The sequence below is a fragment of the Ignavibacteria bacterium genome, from assembly GCA_015709655.1.
GTDB lineage: Bacteria > Bacteroidota > Ignavibacteria > Kapaibacteriales > Kapaibacteriaceae > OLB6.
This window is the reverse complement of the sequence record CP054181.1, coordinates 1797689-1817954: the sequence shown is the minus strand read 5'-3', so window position 1 is coordinate 1817954 and position 20266 is coordinate 1797689. Positions and strand designations below refer to the sequence as shown.

Below are 20266 nucleotides of genomic sequence, written 5' to 3'. Positions count from 1 at the left end.
TTGTGGTATGAGCATAATAAGTCAGGAAATCGTTCAACAGTTAGAACAACGCTTTGGCATTGTGGGCGACAGCATCCCCATGCTACAAGCCATGAGCAGACTGGTGCAGGTTGCGCCAACAGATCTTACTGCATTAATCACCGGAGAAACCGGAACCGGAAAAGAAATCTTTGCGCAAGCGCTTCATGCTCTCAGCGCCCGAAAACGATTCCCGTTTGTAAGCGTTAACTGCGGAGCTATCCCGGAAACCCTTCTGGAAAGCGAGCTCTTTGGGGCCGAGAAAGGGGCTTATACAGGCGCCGATGAGAAGAGAAAAGGGTTTTTCGAGGCTGCAGACCGTGGGACGATTTTCCTGGACGAAATTGGAGAAATGCCGATTGGCACCCAGGTGAAGTTGCTGCGCATCCTTGAAAGCGGTGAGTTCTCGCGCCTTGGATCTTCGTCGGTCCAGCGCGTTGACACACGAATTATTGCCGCAACAAATCGTGACCTGCTCTTTGAGGTAAAGCAGGGTCGGTTCCGGCAGGACCTGTATTTCAGGCTAAACTCGGTAAACATTCATTTGCCTCCGCTGCGTCAGCATCCAACCGATATCCCCCTGCTGGTTGAATACTTTGCAACAAAAACAGCCGATAAAAACGGATTTGTGTATCAAGGGATTGACGAACAGGCACTCTCTCAGCTGGAAGCCCTCCCGTGGCACGGGAATGTGCGTGAATTGCGCAATATGATTGAAACAATCGTCACACTGGAACGAGGTGCCAGAATCACAACCAGAACTATTGCACCATATATTTTACCCGAAAGCGTAACCGAACCGCACCCTCAGGCGTTAATGAGATTAACAGACGTTTACCCACCTTTTGATCCGAACGAGACGACCATGCTTTACAGATCAGTTTTACAGCTTACCGCCGAAGTGTATGAAATGAAAAATGCAATCCATCATCTGTTAAACGTTAACAACAGGATGCAGGATCAGGTGATTACCAATGGCGACGCCAAGCTGATTACCGGTGACAGTGATCAGGTGATGGAGTTTGACGAGCTGAACCTTGCGAAAATCGAACGCCTGGCCATTGAAGCCGCCCTACGGAAAACTCACGGCCGCCGCAGAGAAGCAGCCCAACTCCTTGGAATTAGCGAACGCACGCTCTACAGAAAAATCGACGAATATAGCCTTAGCTAAAATCACGGAAAACACCACCGCGGTCCAACTGCTTTTTATACCTCCTGAAAGCCTCACACCCAGTATTGAGTGCTATTGATTTTTCTTGCGTTTGTCACATTTTTTTGCATTTCTGACACTGAATAGTACCAATTCAGCGATGTCATAAGTATATTAGGCATCGGATCAGTAATGCAAGTTGACATAACAGGAGGTCTAACATCATGTCACGCACATTAAACAAAGTGATGTTGATTGGAAATGTTGGGAAAGATCCCGACGTAAATTTTACATCAACCGGTATTAAGGTGGCCCAGTTCAGAATGGCAACCACCGAAACCTGGCGGGACAAGGAAGGTGCTGTTCAGGAACAAACAGAGTGGCATACCATCATCGCATGGCGAGGACTTGCAGATGTTGTTGAGCGCCTTGTCCACCGCGCTTCTCGAGTATATGTTGAAGGGAAACTGCAATACCGTACGTTTGATGATCGCGATGGTAACAAACGATACGTGACCGAAGTTGTTGCCGATAACATTCTGATGCTCGATAGTAAAAAGCCCGACGCTCCCACCGTGAACGGAGAAATGGAGAAGCCCGAAACCTCCATTGGGTTAGATGATTATATCGGCGGGTCACACACGGAATAAGACTTCCAAGGTTAACAATACTATTTTTGCCGACGTATGGAACAAACACGCCGGACTGAAATTGTTGTTGGCATCGTTAGCATTGTAGGTGTTGCTCTCCTCATAGCTGGTATCCTGATTGGAAAAGGTTTCAACCTACAGACCGGTCATACCACTCTTACCGTTCGACTGTCTGCCAGCGGCGGGATCGACGACAGCGCCCCTGTTGTTGTAAATGGCGTAAAGCGCGGAAGAGTAACCAGCGTTCAGTCAGATAATGGCTCCGTTCTGCTTACCTGCGATATTGACCACATTAAGGACCTCCATCCGGACGCACACGCTGTTGTAACCATCCTTGAAATTACCGGCGGTAAAAAACTCGAAATTATTCCTGGTACAGCAAGCGGACGTTTTAATCCCAAAAACGAATTGCCCGGGCGGGCGGCTTCCGATATCGGAGGGCTGGTGACAGCAGTAGGCGATATTAGCGGTGAACTTGTTATCCTCCTCCGCCGGCTAGACACGTTATCGGCAATGGCAACAGGTTTGCTCGCCGATGGCACACTGGCCGCCAACCTTAAGTCAGCCGCTGCCGATGGCGCGGTTCTGGTACGCGATGCAAGAATCTGGATGGAAGAAAACCGTACCGATCTTACCGTATCCGTCAGAGACATGAAGGCAACAATATCGGATGTTCGGAGGGCCATTCAGAATAATGAACCCAGACTTTCAAGAACCCTCGACAAACTGGATGGCCGGCTTACCGAGCTGGAAGCGGTTATTGCAAAAGGTGACAGAACAATTGTGGGCGTTGACTCGCTGATCTCAAACGTCAATGGCGTAATAACCGATATTAAAACCAACAAAGGACTTGTTCATACCCTATTGTACGATCAGAATTTTAAAAAGCAGGTAGATACTCTGTCACTGCAGCTAAAACGGTTTGTAGAGCATTCCCGTGTGAACGGCGTTAATGTAAACGTTGGCATCGGCCATCGCTAATACTTCCTGACGTAGCACTGCACGGCTTTTACTGTACGATCGGCAAGGGGCTATGGCACTAATCATTCCTGTCATGCGTTCATCAGTACCACATACATTCCAACCTGTTCGTTCCCTTGTGCATCCTTTTTACTACTCACTCTGTTTTAATGACTATCCAACGAACATCATCACATCAGCATCACATGAACAACACCACAAGGTGTAGTGTGCTACTGAAGTAAAACGCGATGCAGTCTCCTTCTACAACACTCCCGATGTGGTTGCTGGCAATTACTGCTACTCTATTACTGATCAGCGGGTGCAAGAGCTCTCATACATTGGGTCAGATTCTTGATCTCCGCGAAGATGGGGAACGTACAACACAGTTTCGTTTTACTGGAACCCGGCATATTGATTCAGTAGATGTTGGTGCCCTGATTACCGATGTATGGAAGATTGAACACTACTCGTTTCCAGATAGTATTCGCCTTTTTGTTCGGGTACTCGACACAAACGGCTATGTTGTAACGCACATGGCAGAGCCCTATAAATCTGCCACCGCCCCTAATTACTTTTCATCGGTCATTGAACGGGTTGGCGCTACAAAACGCTACGAAAAAACCTATAATGTAAGCCCCTTTACCGTTCGGGAATTTGGTGAGCAGGACAGCATACCCACCTCAATTGCTCTGGCACTGGACCAAAGTGGCAGCATGAAGGGCATCAAAAGCGTACTTGACTACGGAACCGAACTGTTCATCGGCATGAAACGGCCGTGCGACTACATTTCCCTGCATGGCTTTCACAAGGATGTACGTGAAGTATTCCCACTCACGTCTGACACTGCGCTTGCACTATCGGCCTTCCGTGAGTACCGTAAAAACTCCCTCGGACTATTCTCAAAGGTGTACGACGGCATAATGGCAGCTTTAACATCGCTGAGCAAGGTTCCGCTGCACCAGCCCAAAGTTTGTGTTGTTTTTGCTGATGGAGAGGAAAACACATCACAAGCGAAAAGTTCCGATATCTATGAGTATGCTACCAAACACAACATCAGCATTTACTGTGTTGGGTTTGCCTACGCCAATGACGAAGAACTTCAGGCACTCGCACTCTACACCGGAGGCAAATACTACAGGGCATATACGAAGTCCGATCTGCTTTCAATCTTTATGGACATCTATCGTTCACTGCAGAACTACTACCTGATAACGTATGTGCCCCCCGACATTCCTTCGGTTCACAACGTCAACGTCTCAATTTCAGTCCCGCATCGCGACACCCTTGTTGCGCATGGGATGTACGACAAAAGCTCACTTCGCACTCTCGATGACGTAGGGTCGCAGTTTACCAAGTACATCGCCTTTGCCTATAATAGCTCGGTGATTGACTCGGCCAGCTATCCAACACTGGATCAGCTTGCCGCAGACCTGGATCGATTTCAACGCGTAGTACTCGAAGTTCAGGGTCATACCGACAATATTGGCGGCGAAGAATTCAACCAGCGGTTATCAGAGGCCCGTGCCAATGCCGTGCGGGATTATCTGATTTCAAAAGGTGTCGATCCCTCCAGATTACGACCTCGTGGCTTTGCGTTTTTTGTACCGGTTGCCTCGAACGATACTGAGGCCGGCCGGGCTCTGAACCGCAGAACTGTCTTTAAGATCTTACGGAAATAACAGTAGCAGCCTTCCCAGTAGTGCGGTTGCAAACAATGCTTGCAACCTGTGCAGCCAAATGCATTATTGGTCCACACCGTTACCTGCTATTGCTTGTTGGCTACCGACTCCGGAATCCATAAACATTGTTCCAAATCGACATATTCACCGTTAAACGATACACCTTCTGACTCAAGGCGCTCCCGCATTGCATAAGGTGTTTCAAAGTGCATCCGCCCCGTTAAGGCACCGAAACGATTTACAACACGATGTGCAGGAATATCTGCATTCTCCGAACCGGAAATGCAGTTTAAAGCCCATCCTACCAGGCGGGCTCCCGACCGTACCCCGATTGCCGCAGCGATATGCCCGTATGTGGTTACCTTCCCAAACGGGATGCAACGTACAATGTCGTAAACCAGACCATATCTGTCCGAAACCTGCTTTGCCAAGAAAACCCTACTCCCTGCGTATTGGTAAACCCTTGATTCTTACACTACGAAAAAACAGTAAAAACAGCGTCAAAATCTCCGTATCTTTGAGATTCTAATTCATTGTACGACCCATTAGAAGGTTCTATGCGTTACACTTTTATCCTTACAATCGTTGCAGTCTTAACAGTGGCCTGCAACGCTCAGCCCAACCCGGCAGACACACAAATTATGAACAAGAAAGACACCATGTCGTATGCCTTGGGAGCCAATATTGGTAAAAATATGGCCCAGCAAAAACTCCCCGTGAACATTGATCTTGTTGCCGCAGGCATTCGCGATGCATTTAACGGCAGCAGCAAACTTGCCGACGCCGATATGCAGGCAGCCCTTCAGTCTCTGCAAGAGGAAGTAAGCAAGGCTATGGAAGCCGAACAAGGCAAGGCCAAGGTTGAGAACCTGGCAAAGAGCAATAAGTTTTTGGAAGAAAACAAGACCAAGACCGGCGTAATGACCACTCCATCAGGTTTGCAGTACCGTGTTATTAAGGAAGGTACCGGCAAGAAGCCAAATGCTAACAACACCGTGCGCGTTCATTACACCGGTACACTGATTGACGGCACCAAGTTCGACAGTTCAGTTGACCGTGGGCAGCCCGCTGAGTTTGCACTTAATGGTGTTATTGCCGGATGGACGGAAGGATTACAACTCATGCCGGTAGGAAGCAAATACGTCTTCTACCTCCCGCCAAACCTTGCCTATGGCGAAAATGGTGCCGGAGCATCAATTGGTCCTAACCAGGCACTGATTTTTGAAGTTGAACTGCTTGAAATTGTAAAGTAAGCACGCTGGCAACAGGCGGTAATTCCGTACATCTACATCAGAAAAACCGAAGAACCCCGCCTTACGCGTTGTAATGGCGGGGTTGTTTTTTGTGCATAGGAAATACTGCAAGGCTGGCAGGCCGCACCGCATCCAAATATCACAAATCATCGCTGACCTAAAAGGAAAGCAAAATACATTGGCGATTAATAGTACTATTTAACATCTCTGAATTCATTGTGAAAAATCCCGAAATCATTATACTGATTGCAGTTCCATTCCTGGCCGCCTGTGTCGGAGTTTACCTCGCAGCTTCCGGACTCGTGTCCGTTTTCGACCTTTCAATGTGTGTTGCCGGTGTAGTATTAACACAGTTTGGTGTTACATTCGGCTATCACCGGCTGGTTGTTCATAAATCATATCAAGCCCATCCAACCGTGAAAGCTACTGCACTTGCCTTAGGCTCAATGGCTCTTCAGGGTCCGGTAGTAAACTGGGCAAGTGTGCACACCGCACATCATGCTCACAGCGATCACGAAGGCGACCCACACTCTCCCACTTTAGGTGGGTTTATTCATGCACACTTTGAGTGGCTGTTAAGTATGCGTAATGACGAGCTGAACCAGATAAAAGATAAGTGGGCTGACCGATATATGAAGGACCCGTATGTGCGCTTTTTTAGCAGAACATTTGTGTTCTGGACAATTGTTGGCTTACTGGTTCCCGCAATTCTTGGTTACGCTGTCAACGGGATCACTGGTGCTGCAACTGGCTTTTTATGGGGTGGTCTGATTCGCGTTTTCATCACTGCTCATGTTACCTGGAGTGTAAATAGCGTCTGCCATTTTGCCGGAAAAAAGATGTTTAAGACCAGAGATGACAGTAGAAACAATTTTCTAATTGGCCTGCTTGCTCTGGGCGAAGGATGGCACAACAACCATCATGCATTCCCTGCCAGTGCCTTTCACGGAATGCGTTGGTGGCAAATCGATGTTACCGGATGGGTTGTATGGCTCCTTGAAAAAGTTGGTCTCGTAAGAAATGTTATTAGAATCCCCCGATCTGTGCAAGCAAAACAACTTGCTGACGTTTCGTAAACTTTGTTTCAACCAATTACCATAGGTATTAGTTCTGCGATGACACATAATCTGTCGATGATAACCCGCTTCTACAATGAACTGTCGGCAAAGATTTCTACGATTCGTGCCGCTCTGAACCGGCCACTCACCCTGACCGAAAAAATCCTGTATGCTCACCTGCACTCGGCTACAATTGCGGAACAGCAGCGTGGAAAGGATTATGTTGATTTCAACCCGGACCGGGTTGCCATGCAGGATGCTACTGCTCAGATGGCCTTGCTCCAGTTTATGAGTGCCGGTATCCCTACCGTAGCCGTACCAAGCACTGTCCACTGCGACCACCTCATCCGGGCTGATGTAGGGGCTTCGACTGACCTACAGAACAGCTTGATAGAGAACAGCGAAGTGTTCGAATTTCTGGCCTCTGTAAGCAAGAAGTACGGTATCGGCTTCTGGAAGCCGGGTGCCGGTATCATTCATCAGGTGGTACTCGAAAACTATGCCTTCCCCGGAGGCATGATGATTGGTACCGATTCTCATACACCAAATGCAGGGGGCTTGGGTATGATTGCCATCGGCGTTGGTGGTGCCGACGCTGTTGACGTCATGGCTGGAATGCCGTGGGAACTGCTCATGCCCAAGGTAATCGGTATTAAACTAACCGGCAAAATGAGTGGTTGGACAAGCCCTAAGGATGTAATCCTCAAGGTTGCGGGTATCCTAACCGTAAAGGGCGGTACCGGTGCAATCGTGGAATACTTTGGGCAAGGTACTACATCGTTCAGCGCAACCGGTAAGGGCACAATCTGCAACATGGGTGCTGAAATCGGTGCAACGACCTCGGTCTTCCCGTACGACAGCTCAATGGAACGCTACCTTCGTGCTACAGGACGCCATGATGTGGCTGACATGGCCAATGGTGTGGCACAGCATCTGACGGCAGACCCCGAAGTTGAACTACACCCGCATGACTACTACGACCAGGTTATTGAAATCGACCTGTCAAAGCTGGAACCGCATATTAATGGACCATACACCCCCGACAGAGCACTGGAACTAAGTGAATTTGTTGCCGCCGTAAAACAAAACGGCTGGCCTGAAGAATTAAAAGTAGGCCTGATTGGATCCTGTACAAATTCATCGTACGAAGACATGAGCCGGGTTGCCGCCATTGCGTCGTACGCAGCCGACAACGGCTTAACAGCCAAGAGTGAATTCACCATAACTCCAGGATCTGAACAAGTCCGCGCAACCATCGAACGCGACGGTATCCTTCAGCAGCTGGAACGAATCGGCGGGACAGTGCTTGCCAATGCCTGCGGACCTTGTATCGGACAGTGGAAGAGACACGACGTTCAGCCGGGCGAACGAAACAGCATCATCACATCATTCAACCGAAATTTCACCGGCCGGAATGACGGCATGAAGGAAACACATGCATTTGTTGCCTCACCGGAGACCGTAACCGGCTTTGTCCTTGCAGGGAAGCTTACCCACAACTTCATTACTGAACCTATCAACGGAGTGTTGCTTCAACCACCTGCAGGCAGCGAATTGCCCGATAACGGATTTGTTCCCGATCCACATGGCTACGTAGAACCAGCAGCCGACGGAAGCACCATAAAGGTTGTTATAAATCATGATAGCAGCCGTCTGCAGGAACTCCGGGCATTTGCTGCTCCGCAGCCTTCCGAATTTGTTAACATGCCCTTGCTGATTAAAGTTAAAGGCAAATGCACAACTGACCACATTTCGGCAGCCGGACCATGGCTACGTTTTAGAGGTCACCTGGATAACATATCAAACAATATGTTTATTGGTGCAATAAATTATGTTAATGATAAAGCGAACAGTATAAAGAATATCTTTACCGGTGAGTACGGCCAAGTACCCCAGGTTGCGCGTGACTACAAGGCTCGCAATACATTTTGGGTTGTTGTTGGCGATGAGAATTATGGTGAAGGATCTTCTCGCGAACATGCAGCCATGGAACCGCGCTTTCTGGGTGGCAAGGCAATCATCGTAAAAAGCTTTGCAAGAATTCACGAAACCAACCTGAAAAAGCAGGGCATGCTGCCCTTAACATTTGCAAATCCTGCCGATTACGAAGTAATTCGCGAGGATGACCGTTTTTCGATCAACATTACAGCGTTGGAAGTTGGGAAGCCTCTTCCTGCAGAAATTTCCCATGCAGATGGTACATCCAACACGATACAGTTGCTGCACACCATGAACAAGCACCAAATTGAATGGTTTCGTGCGGGGAGTGCACTTAATATGATTGCCAAACAATAATTCCTTCGGATAGCGTGTTAAAAACGGTATAACTGCCGACGCTCGAATGTGGTAAGGCCCAAATTGAACAGTCTCATCAGATGGATGCTTACTCCTCTGCACGTATGTGTAGCCGTGGCTCTGTTTCCTGGCGTCGGCATGATGGCACAGGAACCTGAAAGCAACGCTATTGCTACGTATTGCGGTATTTCTGGTGGTTTGCAGCGTGTTTCACTTGGTCCAATCTCGGAGGGGCCAGGCGGATTTATTGATCCGCCCGTTGACTTCCCAACAACATTTGGTTTTTCCGGACATATCGATGCCGGTGCGCTTATTCCGGTTTCGCCGGGCGTTGGCATCAGTGCAGATGTGGGTTTTGGCATTTCGTCGGCTTCACTCGGAACCTCAATCCGGGGAATTGTTTCGCCCAAAGGCATCCCAACTCCCGTAACGTTGCAGGAGGGTCTGGAATTAAGCTGGTACGAGCTTATGATGTCTACCCGGCTGAACCTACGGGTAACTCCATTTCTGGAAGCAGAGCTTGGCGGTGGATTTGTATTCCCTGCATCAATATTGGCGCATACAACAGAGAAAATTATCGATCCTCCAACGGCAACGTATGACGAAAGGACGCGCGAGCGTGTGCGCTTCTCCGGTGCGTTAGTCGGTGTTGCCACCTACTTTGCCGAAGCCAGATTATTAGGGAAAATCGCACTGGCACAAGACATTGACATGTTGCCGTACCTGCAGGCCACCATCGTGCCTTCTTCACTAGGTCTGCAGGTTGACTTAACAACTGCCAAGATAAGTGCAGGAATTCAGCTGCGCGTTTCAACCAATTTGTTCATTCCCAAAGAAATCCCCCAGGTAATACTAACAGCACCCCAGATTCCCGATGAACTCCTGATAAATAAAGATAGGAAGTTTGAGACACCCCTTCCCGAAGTAAGCATCATACGACGTCCGTACCTTGCCACTGCAACACAGGTACAGCTTACCGATATGTCAAACCAGACAAAATCAAAAGCTGATGTAGTAGTCCGGGTACTTAACTGCCTGCGATTACGCTTGATCGAAACCAACGTTGATGCCGGTTCTACAATCTGGGACGCTACAAAGTTCGAACTCATTCATAAAGACTCTATTTTGGATGCCACCCCGCCAACAGCAGTGATCCGTGTGCGGTCAACGGCCGAAGCAGGTGTACAGAGCGGTGTTGTGCGAGCCATGAGCGGCGGTAACCTTGCCTTTGAAGATACGTGGACTTCGAGTACGGACACCGTGTTCTCATGGCCGTTGCGTGATCTGCCTGTAACGGCACTCGCCGGAGATACAACAACCATTTCCATACAAAGCACTGTTGTTGACTACTTTGGCGATGAGTCTGTGTCACCACCTCAAAACATCGTCGTCATCAGGAGCCGACCAAACAAGAAATCGGCACTGGTGCCTGATCTGGTCTCGGCGGACTTTCCACCTGCAACATTCATTCACGGAACTAATGAACTCTCAAAGGCAGGAAGGGGCTTGGTAGCCGCCCTAACAGACCACGCACGAGAAGCACGGAAAATACTCTTCAGAGGATCTGCCGAGAAATGCAATCGCATTATTTCTGAACTGGGACTTACCGGTAACGTAAATGTAGAAGTTCAGCCCTCACAAGAAAATACACAACCTGAACTGGAAACAATAACAATTCAAATCGAGCGATAACCCATCCCAGGGCCCTTACTTCTGGTATTTCTGTATAAGCGATTTTATATCAGCTTTTAGCCCGGTTGAAGCTTCTGGAACAAACTTCAGCGCCTCATTTGCCGCCCACTGCACCTGCTCTGTCCGGTCATGAAGCTCCAATGTACGCGCTAACTCGTAATACGCACGGGCAGCAGCCTCGGAATCATTGCGACCGGATGCTGCGTTGGCAACGGCCACATAATCCTGAATCAGCTTATCAACTTCTTCTGTATTAGGTTGTACCTGAAACTTAATTGGTTCTGTACGACCTTGTTTTACGGTCCTGGCTTCCGATATCCTATTGGTCTCATCCGGCAGAAGCACAACATCCGGTGCCTCTACCCCCTCGATGGCTGTTACATCCGTATCGGCCTCGACGTTGTGTGCAATTGCCTGAACACGTACCACCTGCGGAGCAGTATTAAGAACCAAAAACAGCGTAACGACAAGAGCAGCAAGCACTCCGACACCTATCCACATAAAGGATGGTTGTTTTTGTTTCATCTGGTCAAGAACCATTGTCCTAGCATCGTCATAGGTAGGCTGAACCGAGGCTTCAACCTGCTCCATATACGATTTAATGATGTCGTCTACACTTTTCATAAGTCCTCTTCTACCAAATGTCGCAAATATTTTGCTAATCGATTTCTTGCCCTAAACAATCGAATTTTCACCAATTCCTGTCCAATTCCCTCAGCAATTGCTATTTCACCCACAGAAAGACCACCGAAGTATTTAAGCATGATAACAGATCTGAATTCCTGCGGTAATTTTTCAATGGCCTTCCGTACAAATTCTGCTTCGTCTGCCTCCTCAAAACTCGATGCTGTTTCATCAGCAACATCATCGGTTATCGGTTCTGCCTGCCTGCGCTGCGAAGATCTGTACAATGAACGTGATGAGTTACGAACAATGGTAAAGATCCAGGCTTCAAAATTACCACCGATAAAACCGGCTCTCCCCTCGTACATCTTTGCAATTGACAGGCTGAATAAGTCTTTCGCGTCGTCTACCGTTCTCGTTAAAACCAAACAATACGCCATCAGTGGCCTTCGAATTATCTCATACAACTCCGAAAACGCATTCTGGTTACCATCTTGAACTTTTTTAAACAACTCAACCAATAGTTCATTTTGATCCGATTGTCCGGGCTGCTCAGGATAACTACCTTCATTCGGTGGTTGTACGTTGCTCATTCAACACCGCGAATTGATTCTGGTTACACTCTAAATGGATAAAAATTCACCCCCGCCCTGTTATGACAAATAACGTAACAATACGTTACATACTCACTTATAACTGTTGCAAAGGGCTTGGTAAGGGAAATGTACTGTTTACTTTTTGGATTTGACCTTCATGGTCTGAATGCAAATTAGCGAAAAAAGCGGCATGCGCCTGAGTCTGACGAACAACCAAACCACCCGAACCCTAGGTAGAAAGCCATTAGAATACGCTATTTGACCGTGAATTGCACCTTGTGTAAATAGAATCGTGCAACTCCAATATTTTCATGAACTTCCATTCATTATTTTTTTTCAAAAAAACTTTGGATAGCGTCGATATGGGGGCTATATTGAATCCTGTTCACCAGTACAAACCCAGGAATTTCATGATTATTTCGCTCCGATCCTGTTGCTTTGTGTTATTCTTTGCCATGGTTTCCGTATCCATGGCAACGGTATCGAGTACATCGATTGCCGGAGCCGACAGTTCAGGATCGACGTTCAAGGATGAGTTTAGCGAGCTTGATGGTTCAAAGCGGCAAATCCCAAAACTTGAGTTTAACACCAGGGTTACTGAGGCGATCTCAAAGGCTAAATCTGCCTATGATGCCGGAGTAACTGCTATTCTAAAGGCCGACACAGCTGCAGCCATCAGGCAGCTTGAACGTGCTTTGAGTGCTTTGCAAAAGCTGGGTAACGAGCCCAATATCGAGTTAAACAGAGATTATACCCGGCTGCTCTCGGTAGTTCGGGAAGATTATGAATTTTATACACAATCGTTGTCTGACCTCTCGGATCAGTCTCCGGAACCGTACGTTAGTCATCGGGTAGCTGATGAGTCGGTGCGCACACACCATACCGATGCTGTTACAGGGTCTGCTACAAGACCTTTGTTAAAGCCCCTTTCAAAGCTCACAATTGACATGACGGTAAACGAAGAGGTTGAGAAGAGCATCGCATTTCTGACGGTGGACGCTGGACGGCCGTTTATGAAGCGCTGGTTAGAGCGGAGTGGCCGATGGTTCCCTACGTTGCGCCGGATAGCTCGGGAAGAAGGAATGCCGGAAGAGATTATTTACCTGGCAATGATGGAAAGCGGTCTGAATCCTAATGCACAGTCATGGGCAAAAGCTGTAGGAATGTGGCAGTTTATTGCCAGCACCGGCGATATGTACGGTCTGCAAATCACGCCTTGGATAGACGAACGCCGTGACGTTGAAAAATCAACGCGTGCAGCAATGAGGTTTTTAAAAGATCTGTACAACGACTTTGGAGACTGGCATCTTGCTCTCGCAGCCTACAACTGCGGGCCCGGATGCGTCCGCCGCGCCAAACGAAAAGCCGGACTTCCTGATGGTAACTTTTGGGAGATCCGCGACGAGTTACCCCGCGAAACCCGTAACTACGTTCCGCGGTACATTGCAACCAGCTTAACCACCATGAGTCCGGAGCAGTACCGATTTCCGTTTGATTCTCTGACGTTCCACCTGCCGTATCAGTACGATGTTTTTGCTGTTACCGAGCCCACAAACCTGTCAGCACTGGCTAAATGTGCCGGTATATCCGTTGACTCACTGAAAGCACTTAACCCGGAACTCCTCCGTTCGTGCACACCACCTAACATGACGTACAAGCTGAAAATTCCCCTTGGTTTGCGCGATACGGTTACACACGCTTTTGCTCTGCTTACCCCGGAAGAAAAACAGCCGTGGGTGAATCACCTGGTTAAACGTAAAGAAACCCTTGCTTCAATAGCAGATGCCTACGGTGTCCCGCTTAAGGATCTGGCCAATATCAATGGAATAACCGGTTATAAAAGCAGATTAAGGGCAGGAACAAGCCTAAGGATCCCAATAATTTCTGGTACAGCTGCTCCGGAAACTGTTCCTGTAACTCCTTCAGCCCCGTCTGCCGCCATTGCGTCAAATCCACAGTCGGTAACCCCAAAGGCTAAGTCCGAAACTGCCACAGTAAAAAGTACGCCTGTAACACAGTTCCACGTAGTTCAGGCGGGTGAGTCGCTCAGCCGAATAGCCACTGCTTACAGTACCACCGTGGCAGACCTTCGAAACTGGAATAATATGTCGGACCGGCACGAAACAATTCTGCCCGGCGATACAATACTGGTTTTAAAACCACTTGCGAACCAAACCATCAGGGTGGAGCAAATCCCGGAATCAAAGGTAATCCGCCATAAGGTAGGTAGGGGTGAGACTCTAACCTCAATTGCTGATAAGTACGCCACAACGATCGATAAACTGAGAAGCCGGAATAAACTATCCGAGAGATCGGTACTCAAGCACGGTTCTGTTTTATTTGTGGAAACCAACGTTATCACGTCGCGCGCGAAAACTCAGGCAAGCGAAAAACCCCGGGCACGGGCATCGTATACGGTACTTCGTGGTGATACGTTGGATGAGATCTCTGAAAAGACCGGAATTTCGATTTCAGCCCTGAGGAAACTGAACCCTTCCATCAAAAGATCTGATATAATTCGCGTCGGACAGCGTTTGCGACTGCAATAAGCTCCGTATTTTTGCTGTTCATGCATGCAATTATTCCAGTAGCCGGTATTGGTACCCGGCTTAGGCCTCACACGCATACCCTGCCCAAGGTGCTTGTTAATGTTGCAGGCAAACCAATTCTTGGCCATATCCTCGATGCCTTGGTACGGCAAAATATCGAGAGTGCAACCATAATCACCGGATATAAAGGTGATTTGGTTGAGCAGTACGTCCAAAACAATTACAGCCTACCGTGCCGGTTTGTTGTTCAGGATGAAATGATGGGGCTTGGGCATGCCATCTGGACAGCGAGGGAATCGCTGAATACCACCCCGGTACTCATTATTCTGGGCGATACGGTTTTTGAGGTTGACTTAAGCATTCTGAAAACCAGTCAGTTTTCGTCACTTGGCGTTAAAACCGTTGACGATCCGAGACGGTTTGGCGTGGTTATCACCAATGGTGCCTTTGTAACACGCTTGGTTGAAAAGCCACAGACTCCCGTCAGCAACAACGCCATTGTAGGCTTGTACTACATCGCCCACCCTAAGGTGCTGCGTGAATCGCTTGACTATATCATTCACAATGATCTTCGTACGAAGGGAGAGTTCCAGCTCACCGATGCACTTCAAATGATGGTTGACAAGGGTGAAAAATTCACAACGTTCACGGTTGACGGCTGGCATGATTGCGGTCAGCCGGATACGTTGCTCGAAACCAACCGGTATCTGCTGAATTCTATGTCGGCCCGATTTGCGCCGGAGGGATGCGTTGTAGTTCCACCGGTTCATATCGATCCCACGGCAGTTGTGGAACACAGTGTTATTGGTCCGTTTGCCTCAATTTCAGCAGGCGCCGTTGTCCGCAACTCGATCGTTCGTGACTCCATTATCTGTGACCAGGCTACGGTGAACGATGTGTCGCTCGACCGCAGCATTATCGGCGAAAATGCTACCGTAACAGGGCGGTTTGCCAGTATCAATATTGGCGATGCCTCAATTGTAAAACTTACTAATTAACGTTGATCATGGTTTTTACTTCTGAATCAGTATCCGAAGGGCATCCCGATAAAATCTGCGACCAGGTTTCAGATGCGGTGCTTGACAAAGTTCTTGAATCCGATCCTATGGGTAGGGTTGCCTGCGAGTGCTTTGCCACCACAGGTATGATTGTTGTTGGTGGCGAAATTGGCACCAATACCTATATCGATTTACCAAGACTTGTCAGACAGGTTATCGAGGATATTGGATATACAGACCCCGCTCTGCATTTCGAAGCCAGCTCCGTTGCCGTGATCAACGTTATTAACGGCCAGTCCTCCGATATCGATATGGGCGTAAGCATCGGAGGCGCAGGTGACCAAGGCATGATGTTCGGATATGCATGTCGGGAGACTGATGAATATATGCCCACTCCGATTTATTATGCGCATAAGCTGGTAAAACGGCTTGCTGATATCCGGAAGAATGAGCCATCGCTTATCCCTTACCTTCGCCCCGATTCAAAGGCGCAGGTTAGCGTACAGTACGAAAACGGGAAACCGGTAAGTATCCCAGCCGTTGTCGTGTCAACACAACATGCCGAAGTTGACCTTAATGGCCGTCCGGTTACCAACGATAGAATAAAAGCTGATATTATCGAAAAAGTTATTAAAACTGTAATCCCTGAGCATCTGCTAAGCCCTGATATTATCTATCACATCAATCCTACAGGCCGATTTGTGATTGGCGGTCCCCATAGCGATACCGGATTAACTGGACGGAAGATTATCGTTGATACATACGGAGGGCGGGCACCCCATGGTGGCGGAGCATTCTCCGGTAAAGACCCCACCAAGGTTGACCGGTCAGCTGCTTATGCAGCACGGTTCATTGCGAAGAACCTGGTAGCTGCCGGCGTTGCCGATGAGTGCACCATACAGCTTGCCTATGCAATCGGTGTTAAAGAGCCCGTTTCTGTTCATGTTCACACCAATGGCACCGGCAAGGTCAGCAACACCGAAATAGCCAACTACCTAATAAAGAATGTTGATCTTACGCCCGAGGGAATAATCACTCAACTCAATTTGCGCTCACCTATCTACAGGGAAACGGCTGCCTACGGGCACTTTGGCCGGCATCATTTTCCGTGGGAACGCCTTGACCTAACAGAACAATTCACTTCAGCTCTTTTGTAATTATGTCTAAAAATCAGAAAAGTTCAAAAACCGATTCTCCGACCACAGCAACCAACGGTAAGCCTGCCGTGAGCTCCATTGCGTTAACTCCTCCACATCATACTCCTAACACAATTGCTCCGGTTGTAAAGGTTGAGTCCAAGCGGCGTAAAACTCCTGCCAGGGTGTCGTCGGGTAAACTCGCATATAAAATGCAGAGCTACTGCGTAAAAGATCTTTCACTTGCCGAATGGGGCAGAAGAGAAATCGAACTGGCAGAGGCAGAAATGCCCGGCCTGATGGCACTGCGCGAGGAATACAAAGGGAAGAAACCTTTGAAGGGGGCTCGGATTGCCGGTTGCCTGCACATGACAATTCAGACTGCTGTGCTGATCGAAACACTAACCGATCTGGGGGCCAAGGTACAGTGGTCAAGCTGCAACATTTTCTCAACCCAGGATCACGCTGCCGCTGCTATCGCCAAATCAGGTGTCCCCGTATTCGCCTGGAAAGGCATGTCTGCCGAGGAATTTGACTGGTGTATTGAGCAAACCCTCTTTTTTGGCGATGATAAGCAGCCCCTTAACCTGATTCTGGATGATGGTGGTGATTTAACCAACATGGTAATCGACGAGTATCCGCACATGCTTCCTTCTATCAAGGGCCTTAGTGAAGAAACTACGACCGGTGTTTACCGCTTGTATGAACGGGTTAAAAACGGTACCCTGCCAGTACCGGCAATCAACGTGAATGACAGCGTAACCAAAAGCAAATTCGATAATAAATACGGCTGCAAGGAATCGCTGGTTGATGCAATTCGGCGGGCAACCGATATTATGATGGCGGGCAAGGTTGCCGTTGTAGCAGGCTATGGCGACGTAGGCAAGGGGTCTGCTGCCTCACTTAGCGGGGCTGGCGTACGCGTCATCGTAACCGAAATCGATCCGATTTGCGCGCTTCAGGCGGCCATGGATGGCTTCGAAGTTAAAAAGATGCGAGATGCCGTTCGTGAAGCAGATATCGTCGTAACCGCCACCGGCAACAAGGATGTCGTTACTGCAGAACATTTTAAAAAGATGAAGGACAAGGCAATTGTATGCAATATCGGTCACTTTGATAACGAAATTGACGTTGCTTGGCTGAATAAGAACTACGGAAAAACCAAGGTCGAGATTAAACCCCAGGTGGATAGATACACTGTTGACGGTAATGACATTATCCTGCTTGCCGAAGGACGCCTGGTAAATCTGGGCTGCGCTATGGGCCACCCAAGTTTTGTTATGAGTAACAGCTTCACTAATCAGGTGCTGGCTCAAATCGAACTGTGGACAAATAATCATGCGTACACTAACAAGGTGTACGTTCTGCCTAAACACCTCGACGAAAAAGTTGCCCGGCTGCATTTAAAGAAAATTGGTGTCAGCTTGGACCGCCTCACCGATGAGCAGGCGGCGTATATCGGTGTTGACTCAAAGGGGCCGTTCAAACCCGATTGGTACCGATACTAAGCTGTATTCTCTTTTGCATATACAACAATGCCCCGTTGCTCAATCGCACGGGGCATTTTTATATGCGTGTTTAAGCTAAAGTTCAGTTGTTACACTAAATGTCCAGATTCCTGACGTACTGAGCATTCCGTTCGATAAAGGCGCGGCGTGGCTCTACTGCCTCGCCCATCAGCGTCTCAAACACAAGGTTTGCCTCGGCCGCATTATCAATATTCACCTGCAGCAACGTGCGGGTTTCTGGGTTCATGGTGGTTGACCACAGTTGTTCCGGATTCATCTCGCCAAGTCCCTTAAACCTGCTGATGGTAATACCATCGGCAGTTGCCCCTTCTTCAGGGATTTCCGCCATTTCTTCCTCCTCTACCTTCTTGCCGCCCTTTGCTGCCTTGCGCTCAGCCTTTTCCCTACGGATACGCTCAATAATTTCATCACGTTCGTTTTCGTCGAACGCATACTTCTCGGTTTTACCTTTCTTTACCTTGTACAGCGGAGGTTGAGCAATGTAAAGCTTCCCGTCGTTAATCAGATCGGGCATGTGCTTATAAAACAAGGTTAGCAGCAGCGTTCGGATGTGCGATCCGTCAACATCAGCATCTGCCATAAGGATAATCTTACCGTACCGTGTTTTGCTCGAATCAAAATCATCACCAAAACCGGCACCAATTGCCGTAAGAATCGTGCGAACTTCGTCGTTCTCCAACACCTTTGTTAACCGTGCCTTGTGAACGTTCAGGATCTTCCCTTTCAACGGAAGGATTGCCTGAAACCGTCGGTCACGTCCCTGCTTTGCAGATCCACCGGCCGAATCACCTTCCACCAGGAACAGCTCGGTGTCTTCCGGTGACTTCAGGGAACAGTCTGCCAGTTTACCTGGCAGCATTCCGCCGTCAAGTGCATTTTTACGCCTGATTAAGTCCTTTGCTTTTCTGGCAGCCGCTCGAGCCTCGGCTGCCTGCACAGCCTTCTCGATGATGTGCTTGGCAGCAGACGGGTTCTCGTCGAGGCGCTTGGCAAGCTCTTCATTCACGATCTGACGGACAATACCATCAACCTCGCCATTGCCGAGCTTGGTTTTCGTCTGCCCCTCAAACTGCGGTTCTGCAATTTTAACGCTGATAACGGCGGTTAATCCCTCACGAAAATCATCACCGGACAGGTTTGTATCTTTTTTCAGCATGTTATTGCCCGATGCATAGGCGTTCAGCGTGCGTGTTAGTGCAGACCGAAACCCCGAAACGTGCGTACCACCTTCAACCGTATTGATGTTGTTTACATACGATAAAAGGAGTTCACTGTATCCGCTATTGTACTGCAGACAGATATCAACCTGCGTCTCGACTCCGGCGTCATTCGTAAAGGATCCCTTTATGGCAAGAGGCTTTGTGATAGAGGTGTTTGAAGCATCAAGATGGCGAACGAAGTCCACCAGACCTCCACGATAGGCAAAGGTCTCTTTCTGTCCGTCCCGCTCGTCATACAAATGAATTGTGACGTCCGGATTCAGAAAAGCAAGTTCGCGCAAGCGCTCAGCCACCTTCTCGTACCGGAATACCAACGTCTTAAAAATCGTTCCATCAGGCCAGAATCGGACCGTAGTACCAGTATTCTTTGTTTCTCCAATTACCTGAACGGGTGCTTCGGGCTTGCCCTGGTGATAAATTTGCTTATGAATCTTGCCACCAATTTCAATAACAGCTTCCAGCGTGGAGCTTAATGCATTAACGCAGCTTACGCCTACGCCGTGGAGTCCGCCGGACACCTTATACGTGTTTTTATCAAACTTGCCGCCGGCATGAAGAGTACACATTACAACTTCTAAGGTGCTAATCTTTTTTACAGGGTGAATCCCTACAGGAATACCGCGGCCATCATCCTTTACGCTGCACGAGCCATCGCTGTACAGCGTCACGAAGATATTCCGTGCGTACCCGGCAAGTGCTTCGTCGATACTATTGTCCACTACCTCCTGGATAAGGTGATGCAGACCCCTCTCGCCAATATCGCCGATGTACATGGCCGGACGTTTTCGAACAGCTTCGAGACCTTCAAGGACCTTGATACTGTCTTCGGTGTAATTTACATTTTGTTCACTCACGA

16 protein-coding genes are annotated in these 20266 nt (G+C 48.5%); 12 read left to right on the top strand and 4 right to left on the bottom strand.

All coding sequences use genetic code 11. The features are described from left to right. Window positions 1-7 precede the first annotated feature (7 nt). From HRU79_07280 to HRU79_07265, 4 genes are all read left to right on the top strand, one after another. Window positions 8-1189: a sigma-54-dependent Fis family transcriptional regulator gene (locus tag HRU79_07280; GenBank protein ID QOJ26463.1), complete on the top strand. Its 1182-nt coding sequence runs from the start codon at window positions 8-10 to the stop codon at window positions 1187-1189. A 203-nt stretch (window positions 1190-1392) separates the two neighbouring features. After that, a complete protein-coding gene (gene ssb, locus HRU79_07275) occupies window positions 1393-1818 on the top strand; it encodes a single-stranded DNA-binding protein (GenBank protein QOJ26462.1) in 426 nt (141 codons plus the stop codon). A 36-nt stretch (window positions 1819-1854) separates the two neighbouring features. Beyond that, on the top strand, window positions 1855-2799 hold the full coding sequence (locus tag HRU79_07270) for an MCE family protein (GenBank protein ID QOJ26461.1): 945 nt from the start codon (window positions 1855-1857) through the stop codon (window positions 2797-2799). 230 nt (window positions 2800-3029) lie between these two features. Further along, window positions 3030-4460 carry an OmpA family protein gene (locus tag HRU79_07265; protein ID QOJ26460.1) on the top strand — a complete coding sequence of 477 codons (1431 nt, stop codon included), beginning with the start codon at window positions 3030-3032 and terminating at the stop codon, window positions 4458-4460. 86 nt (window positions 4461-4546) lie between these two features. Here the strand turns inward: HRU79_07265 and HRU79_07260 are convergent, their stop codons facing one another. Then, window positions 4547-4891 carry an MGMT family protein gene (locus HRU79_07260; GenBank protein ID QOJ26459.1) on the bottom strand — a complete coding sequence of 115 codons (345 nt, stop codon included), beginning with the start codon at window positions 4889-4891 and terminating at the stop codon, window positions 4547-4549. Between the two features lie 126 nt (window positions 4892-5017). Between HRU79_07260 and HRU79_07255 the strand changes: the two genes are divergently transcribed. The 4 genes from HRU79_07255 (at window position 5018) to HRU79_07240 (ending at window position 10758) form a co-directional block, all read left to right on the top strand. After that, window positions 5018-5713, top strand: coding sequence for an FKBP-type peptidyl-prolyl cis-trans isomerase (locus HRU79_07255; GenBank protein ID QOJ26458.1), 696 nt, complete (start codon window positions 5018-5020; stop codon window positions 5711-5713). A 218-nt stretch (window positions 5714-5931) separates the two neighbouring features. Next, entirely contained in the window at window positions 5932-6789 is an 858-nt protein-coding gene (locus tag HRU79_07250) for a fatty acid desaturase (protein ID QOJ26457.1), read from the top strand. 39 nt (window positions 6790-6828) lie between these two features. Then, window positions 6829-9066, top strand: a complete 2238-nt coding sequence (locus HRU79_07245) for an aconitate hydratase (GenBank protein ID QOJ26456.1) — start codon at window positions 6829-6831, stop codon at window positions 9064-9066. Window positions 9067-9180: 114 nt separating this feature from the next. Then, on the top strand, window positions 9181-10758 hold the full coding sequence (locus HRU79_07240; GenBank protein QOJ26455.1) for a hypothetical protein: 1578 nt from the start codon (window positions 9181-9183) through the stop codon (window positions 10756-10758). A 15-nt stretch (window positions 10759-10773) separates the two neighbouring features. Here HRU79_07240 and HRU79_07235 read toward each other — a convergent pair whose 3' ends face one another. Together HRU79_07235 and HRU79_07230 are read right to left on the bottom strand one after the other, a co-directional pair. Continuing rightward, window positions 10774-11382, bottom strand: a complete 609-nt coding sequence (locus HRU79_07235; protein ID QOJ26454.1) for a hypothetical protein — start codon at window positions 11380-11382, stop codon at window positions 10774-10776. Continuing rightward, window positions 11379-11975 carry an RNA polymerase sigma factor gene (locus HRU79_07230; GenBank protein QOJ26453.1) on the bottom strand — a complete coding sequence of 199 codons (597 nt, stop codon included), beginning with the start codon at window positions 11973-11975 and terminating at the stop codon, window positions 11379-11381. Before HRU79_07230 ends, HRU79_07235 begins: the two co-directional genes overlap by 4 nt. 413 nt (window positions 11976-12388) lie before the next feature. Here HRU79_07230 and HRU79_07225 point away from each other — a divergent pair, with 413 nt between their 5' ends. From HRU79_07225 to HRU79_07210, 4 genes are all read left to right on the top strand, one after another. Then, a complete protein-coding gene (locus HRU79_07225) occupies window positions 12389-14527 on the top strand; it encodes a LysM peptidoglycan-binding domain-containing protein (GenBank protein QOJ26452.1) in 2139 nt (712 codons plus the stop codon). A 20-nt stretch (window positions 14528-14547) separates the two neighbouring features. Further along, window positions 14548-15525, top strand: a complete 978-nt coding sequence (locus HRU79_07220; protein ID QOJ26451.1) for an NTP transferase domain-containing protein — start codon at window positions 14548-14550, stop codon at window positions 15523-15525. Between the two features lie 8 nt (window positions 15526-15533). Further along, a complete protein-coding gene (locus tag HRU79_07215; GenBank protein QOJ26450.1) occupies window positions 15534-16682 on the top strand; it encodes a methionine adenosyltransferase in 1149 nt (382 codons plus the stop codon). Window positions 16683-16873: 191 nt separating this feature from the next. Next, window positions 16874-18169 (top strand): adenosylhomocysteinase, encoded by a 1296-nt coding sequence (locus tag HRU79_07210; protein QOJ27291.1) that lies wholly within the window; start codon window positions 16874-16876, stop codon window positions 18167-18169. Window positions 18170-18263: 94 nt separating this feature from the next. Here HRU79_07210 and gyrB read toward each other — a convergent pair whose 3' ends face one another. Continuing rightward, window positions 18264-20264: a DNA topoisomerase (ATP-hydrolyzing) subunit B gene (gene gyrB / locus HRU79_07205; GenBank protein ID QOJ26449.1), complete on the bottom strand. Its 2001-nt coding sequence runs from the start codon at window positions 20262-20264 to the stop codon at window positions 18264-18266. Window positions 20265-20266 lie beyond the last annotated feature (2 nt).

What these genes read in the sequence shown, in the direction of transcription:
- HRU79_07280 (QOJ26463.1), top strand. Translation starts at nt 8, where the DNA reads ATGAGCATAATAAGTCAGGAAATCGTTCAACAGTTAGAACAACGCTTT.
- HRU79_07215 (QOJ26450.1), top strand. Translation starts at nt 15,534, where the DNA reads ATGGTTTTTACTTCTGAATCAGTATCCGAAGGGCATCCCGATAAAATC.
- HRU79_07225 (QOJ26452.1), top strand. Translation starts at nt 12,389, where the DNA reads ATGATTATTTCGCTCCGATCCTGTTGCTTTGTGTTATTCTTTGCCATG.
- HRU79_07255 (QOJ26458.1), top strand. Translation starts at nt 5,018, where the DNA reads ATGCGTTACACTTTTATCCTTACAATCGTTGCAGTCTTAACAGTGGCC.
- HRU79_07265 (QOJ26460.1), top strand. Translation starts at nt 3,030, where the DNA reads ATGCAGTCTCCTTCTACAACACTCCCGATGTGGTTGCTGGCAATTACT.
- HRU79_07220 (QOJ26451.1), top strand. Translation starts at nt 14,548, where the DNA reads ATGCATGCAATTATTCCAGTAGCCGGTATTGGTACCCGGCTTAGGCCT.
- HRU79_07210 (QOJ27291.1), top strand. Translation starts at nt 16,874, where the DNA reads ATGCAGAGCTACTGCGTAAAAGATCTTTCACTTGCCGAATGGGGCAGA.
- HRU79_07230 (QOJ26453.1), bottom strand. Translation starts at nt 11,975, where the DNA reads ATGAGCAACGTACAACCACCGAATGAAGGTAGTTATCCTGAGCAGCCC.
- ssb (QOJ26462.1), top strand. Translation starts at nt 1,393, where the DNA reads ATGTCACGCACATTAAACAAAGTGATGTTGATTGGAAATGTTGGGAAA.
- HRU79_07270 (QOJ26461.1), top strand. Translation starts at nt 1,855, where the DNA reads ATGGAACAAACACGCCGGACTGAAATTGTTGTTGGCATCGTTAGCATT.
- HRU79_07235 (QOJ26454.1), bottom strand. Translation starts at nt 11,382, where the DNA reads ATGAAAAGTGTAGACGACATCATTAAATCGTATATGGAGCAGGTTGAA.
- HRU79_07245 (QOJ26456.1), top strand. Translation starts at nt 6,829, where the DNA reads ATGACACATAATCTGTCGATGATAACCCGCTTCTACAATGAACTGTCG.